At 42.1% G+C, this 4,749-nt stretch carries 7 protein-coding genes; 5 read left to right on the top strand and 2 right to left on the bottom strand.

Annotation, left to right across the window (positions count from 1 at the left end; translation table 11 throughout):
* Positions 1–114: 114 nt before the first annotated feature.
* The 3 genes from H6G86_RS37770 to H6G86_RS37760 all read left to right on the top strand — a co-directional run bounded on the left by H6G86_RS37770 (position 115) and on the right by H6G86_RS37760 (position 2,444).
* Positions 115–1,566 (top strand): protelomerase family protein, encoded by a 1,452-nt coding sequence (locus H6G86_RS37770; protein WP_277883720.1) that lies wholly within the window; start codon positions 115–117, stop codon positions 1,564–1,566.
* A 430-nt stretch (positions 1,567–1,996) separates the two neighbouring features.
* On the top strand, positions 1,997–2,143 hold the full coding sequence (locus H6G86_RS37765; RefSeq protein ID WP_190938672.1) for a hypothetical protein: 147 nt from the start codon (positions 1,997–1,999) through the stop codon (positions 2,141–2,143).
* Positions 2,127–2,444: a hypothetical protein gene (locus H6G86_RS37760; protein ID WP_190938671.1), complete on the top strand. Its 318-nt coding sequence runs from the start codon at positions 2,127–2,129 to the stop codon at positions 2,442–2,444. Before H6G86_RS37765 ends, H6G86_RS37760 begins: the two co-directional genes overlap by 17 nt.
* Positions 2,445–2,592: 148 nt before the next feature.
* Here H6G86_RS37760 and H6G86_RS37755 read toward each other — a convergent pair whose 3' ends face one another.
* Positions 2,593–3,699 (bottom strand): pentapeptide repeat-containing protein, encoded by a 1,107-nt coding sequence (locus tag H6G86_RS37755; protein ID WP_190938670.1) that lies wholly within the window; start codon positions 3,697–3,699, stop codon positions 2,593–2,595.
* Between the two features lie 71 nt (positions 3,700–3,770).
* On the opposite strand from H6G86_RS37755, the gene H6G86_RS37750 reads away from it, so the two are divergent.
* Positions 3,771–4,028 carry a hypothetical protein gene (locus H6G86_RS37750; RefSeq protein WP_190938669.1) on the top strand — a complete coding sequence of 86 codons (258 nt, stop codon included), beginning with the start codon at positions 3,771–3,773 and terminating at the stop codon, positions 4,026–4,028.
* Here the strand turns inward: H6G86_RS37750 and H6G86_RS37745 are convergent.
* Positions 4,022–4,264: a hypothetical protein gene (locus H6G86_RS37745; protein WP_190938668.1), complete on the bottom strand. Its 243-nt coding sequence runs from the start codon at positions 4,262–4,264 to the stop codon at positions 4,022–4,024. The genes H6G86_RS37750 and H6G86_RS37745 overlap by 7 nt on opposite strands.
* A 214-nt stretch (positions 4,265–4,478) precedes the next feature.
* Here H6G86_RS37745 and H6G86_RS37740 point away from each other — a divergent pair, with 214 nt between their 5' ends.
* Positions 4,479–4,622, top strand: coding sequence for a hypothetical protein (locus tag H6G86_RS37740; RefSeq protein WP_190938667.1), 144 nt, complete (start codon positions 4,479–4,481; stop codon positions 4,620–4,622).
* Positions 4,623–4,749 lie beyond the last annotated feature (127 nt).

Here is a 4,749-nt window from a genome sequence, read left to right as displayed (position 1 = left end):
TGTTAATACTGCTTAAAAAGTATAAATAAATTTATACTACTGGGAAAATGATTTAGTGATCGCTTGTTTTTTACTGGATCTGACGAAACCGCATAGCTCCCGGTAACAGGTAAGCTGCTAGAATCCCAAGATTTGCATGAAGTAGCAGTGGGGTTAATTGCTGCCACTGGCCGCCGCCCTCATGAAATTCTGGCTCGTGCTAAGTTCGCACCTGTTGAGGGTCAAAGCTATCAGGTTATGTTTACCGGACAAGGTAAAAAGCGCGGCGATAAGCCAGTATTCCCCATCGCTACCCTTTACCCTGCTAGTTACGTCATTGAGCGATTGAACTGGTTAAGAAAGGAGCCAACAACTAAAGCACTCTTGGCAGAGGTGGCTAACGAGAATCCTACAGACCTTTCAGCCCAAAACCGTGCTATTGATAGCCGCCGTAACGGTTCGCTTAATCGGGTAGTTCGTGGTTATTTTGGGGACAAGGGAGATAAGGCCCCAATTCTGAATTTTCGACACGGGGAAGAACAAGACAACTGCAAAGCATTACGAGCCGCATATTTAGCACTGGCTACAGAAAGAGATTGCCAGGGTTCAACGGGTTCTAAAATGCTACACGCCGCTAGGTTAGCCGGTCACTTTGTTAAGGATGCTCCCACTGACCGAGATTTACAAAATCTTGTAACCACCTTGGGGTATGCCGATTACTACCTTACAAAGCCTGTAGGCTTTCCCGATGCACCAGAGAAAGAAAAACTTTCAAACGTTCGGGTTAGTTCAAGAGATTTAGAAGCTATTCGCCACTTGCAAGAGGAGTTAAATTTACCCAACCAGCAATCAGCTATTACCTACTTGCTTGAGTCATTTAACAATCGATTGGACACTGCAAAGCAATTACAGTCAGCACAGCAAAAATTAGCCCAATTAGAAACAGAGATTAAAGAGTTACGCCAAAGTAATAACCAGTTAGAAGATATCAATAACCAATTAGATATAGCCAACAAACAATTACAAGAGGAGAAAGCAGCAATGGAAAGCACGGCATCGCAACCCCAAACAGTTACTCTAAATGTCACCGAGTTAGATTCTTGGCTAGAACAGAAAGTTATTGAAGTGGTGAACAAGGTAACTAAAGGGCAAGGTATCGCCCCCGCCGCCAAGTCTATCCCTGCTAAGGTCGCACCCATCAAAGAAGAGATTGACTGGCAAGCCAAGACTGATGCTGAGGTGTGGGGGAGCAAAGCACCGGGGGCAGGTATAGAAAAAATCCGCAGGTCTTATCAGGCAATTTGTTTGTATAACGATACTGTGGCAACTGGAGAGGGCGATCGCCTAGCAATTACTAACCAAGTTTTGAGGGATTTATCAGGCTGTAACGGTTTACTAGTACGCGATTGGATTGAAGCCCATAAGGATGAAGTGATTAGCCATAACGCGAAATTCGGTATGGAGAACAAGAAAGACCCCAGTAACCCTGCCAGCTATGCCAACAAGGGCAAGGACACAGATAAAATTCTGTTGTTGATAAATGAAGAATTTCTAAGTGGTGAAGGCTTTAAGTCAGGGAGAAATTAAAGTTATTTTTTCCCTTACAAACTAATTACATAATCACCACTAAGTTTATGTAATTAGTGGATTTTAAATAACAAAATTGTATGCCAAACTACATTTTCTCCAGACTATGCCTAGACTAAGCTTGGACTAAGCCTAGACTAAGCCTAAACTAAGCGCTCTTAATCAGTTTTTGAAGAAAGAAAGTTTCCTAAACTAAGCTTGGACTAAGCCTAGACTAAGCCACAACTTAGCGCTCTTAATCACTATTTTTTGCTGTCAACAATTCTTCGATTAAAGAATAAAATAACCGTAACTTACTATGGTTATTTTGGGTTATTTTCATTTCAGCCATTTTCGCAGAGCATTTAAAACGAAAAAATGATTTATTCGGGTCAAAAATTATTTTAGTAGAGAAAGATGCCGGAGGAGATCGCGGCGGAGTCCCAATTAGATGAGGCGATTTTATTTGCGGTCAGAAATTGAAACTCTAAAAGTTATGCTAATTTTTCAGATATTAAAACTGAAGTTGGCAAGCGATCGCTATGGCTATCAGCCAAAGAAGGAGCGCGGTTATAAGAGTTATGCCACAGAAAAATAATAAGCCTAACTATTGGGGCGATGATGTAACCTCCTTCTTCAGGATGTCGTTTTACCTGTGTAGTATGGTCTTAATGCTTACTGTGAGACTGTTTCACCTGGATGTCGTCAAAGAAGTATTTCCCGACATTCAACATAAGAATAGCTTACGGTATAAAGATTTCATTTCACCACTACTTGCATATCACTACCATACGTCAAAGCTTATAGCTTATAACCATGTATGTCTAAAATTTGAATGGCAGTTTCAGCATATTGTTGAACTATTGGCAGATGTTGAAACTGGTATGCGATTTCAATAACTTCTTGCGCCAGAATAATTGATTTTTCTTTTTCGGGTTTACTTTCTAAATAAAAAATGCTGAGATTAATCAGTGTCTTCGCTACGTGGGGCAGAAAGGTACTGGGGTTCTCTGTCGCTAACTCTAGAACTCATCCCTATTTCCTACCCTACCGAATACATCGGATATGGGGAGTAGTTTCTGGTGGTAAACCAAGTTGGGAGCGTAATTCTTTGTCGTATTCTGCTTCCTCCCAATTTTTGGCAAATTTAACTTGCTCAGGAGTTATGTTTTGGACACTGCTGAGGTTGGCACCGCCGAGGTCGGCACCGCCGAGGTAGGCACGGCTGAGGTCGGCACGGCTGAGGTTGGCACCACTGAGGTTGGCACTACTGAGGTTGGCACCACTGAGGTTGGCACCACTGAGGTTGGCACCCCTGAAGTTGGCATTCCAGAGGTTGGCACCACTGAGGTTGGCCTTCCAGAGGTAGGCATCCCAGAGGTAGGCATCCCTGAAGTTGGCATTCCGGAGGTAGGCACGGCTAAGGTTGGCACCGATGAGGTTGGCATCCCTGAAGTTGGCACCTCTGAGGTTGCTTTTTCTGAAATCAAGCTGGTATTTTTCACCTTGGTTATAGCTTTTAGCCCGTCTAGAGATAACAGTCAAAACCGCTTGAATATCGATTCTAATAGGAGGAATATCTTTTTGACTCTCTGTTGCAGGTGGGTGATCATCTTGCTGATAAACGTTTAGCAGAATTAACCTTTGCGGCTGGTTTTTTATATTTTCTGCTTTCTCTGTAGGTGGATAAGGTGCGAGAGAGCGCACATAAGCAGTTAAAATTTCCATTACCTGCCAGTAGTCCTTATCAGAATCTTTGGAAATTCTCTCAAGAGCATAAATTGCCCCCAAACGAACGTGAATATTTTCACTCCCTAACTGTTCAGTTGCCTTAGCAAAGCGTTCTGTGACTTGCTTTTCTTGTGTGACTTTGAGATTTTGATAGGAAAAATAAGCAGTTACAAAGAAAAAGAGTCCACCGATTGCTTGAATCAAAGTGCTACGGTTTGCATTCTCAAGTGTTCCACGATCTTTGGCATCAGTAATATTGTTAACTTGCAATTGCGGAACCTTCCAAATCAACCCAATAAGGATGACAGCAATAACACTAATTGTTAAAAAAAATTGGGGACGATATATAAAAATGAAGGTTTTCAGTTTATAAATCTCATCAATTAATAATGATAAATTTCCTAAACGATTAAAGCGTCTCATAAGCGTCTGCTAAAACGAATATGCTTATACTGCCAAACACTTATCTTGCTTAACTTCTATCAAAAGCTTTATTGAACTTTTCGATTGATAGATTTATCCGCTTCATGTTGCCACTAACCACTTCTGCATCAGGGAGCGGTTTATCAGTTCCTAACCACCCCGACCCGACCCCACACCCAGCCCACCCCGGCCGCCACCCACCCCGCCGACATATCCCCAGAAGCGATCGCATTTACCCAGAGTGCGATCGCACCTGCGGAAAACAGTGCAATTTTACTACTCGAATATGTATCAATAAAACTTATGATAGATACGATTTAAATCAATAAATGTGATGCTTGAGAACCATAGAGAACTCCCATGCAAAAACGATAAAACCATTGCAGATGCTGATTAACCAAGTAACTTGTGATAACTTGGCAAACTGTGAGATTGGTTGGGCACATCCTGTTATACATCCTGTGAGATGCTGTTTTCCTAACAGGATGTATAACCCTTGTATAGCAAGCTTTGTATGTGCTGGTAGACGCGGGACAAAAACAAACTGTGATAAAGCGCGGGTCATCCTGTTATAATAACTTGATGAATCCTGATATAACAAGATGATGGTATAACAAGTACGTCTGTTAAGTGGATTAACAGTCAACAGAGTTCTACTAATATCTAAAGTAAGTATATTAGCACGCAAAATCCCCCTTTTCACAGAAAAAATGAGCTAATTTCAAAAATTTGATACCTGTATATTGTCAGTACCATCAACTGGGCAAACGCCATAGCCAATGGCAGTAACCTGTTACCATTCTCTGAACAAAATAGATGCAGTATGTCACCGAAAAGCCAACTCATTTGCTCCCGCCGCCTGTATTAAGAGCGGCGGCAAGCAAAAGAAAGGTGCTGTGCTAGCGCTATGTTCGGCTTTGTAGACCCTCTATCCGCTCCAATATCCGCCAGATGTGCTAGACTTCATATCAGCCTATCTACGCCCTCATCCGCTACTCTTCGGTTACTGGACTTCACAATCTGAAGCAGTGCTAAATGTAATCACTAAAA

Source organism: Nostoc sp. FACHB-133 (assembly GCF_014698055.1).
Taxonomy (GTDB): Bacteria; Cyanobacteriota; Cyanobacteriia; order Cyanobacteriales; family Nostocaceae; genus Nostoc.
This window is presented reverse-complemented; position numbering and strand designations above follow the sequence as displayed.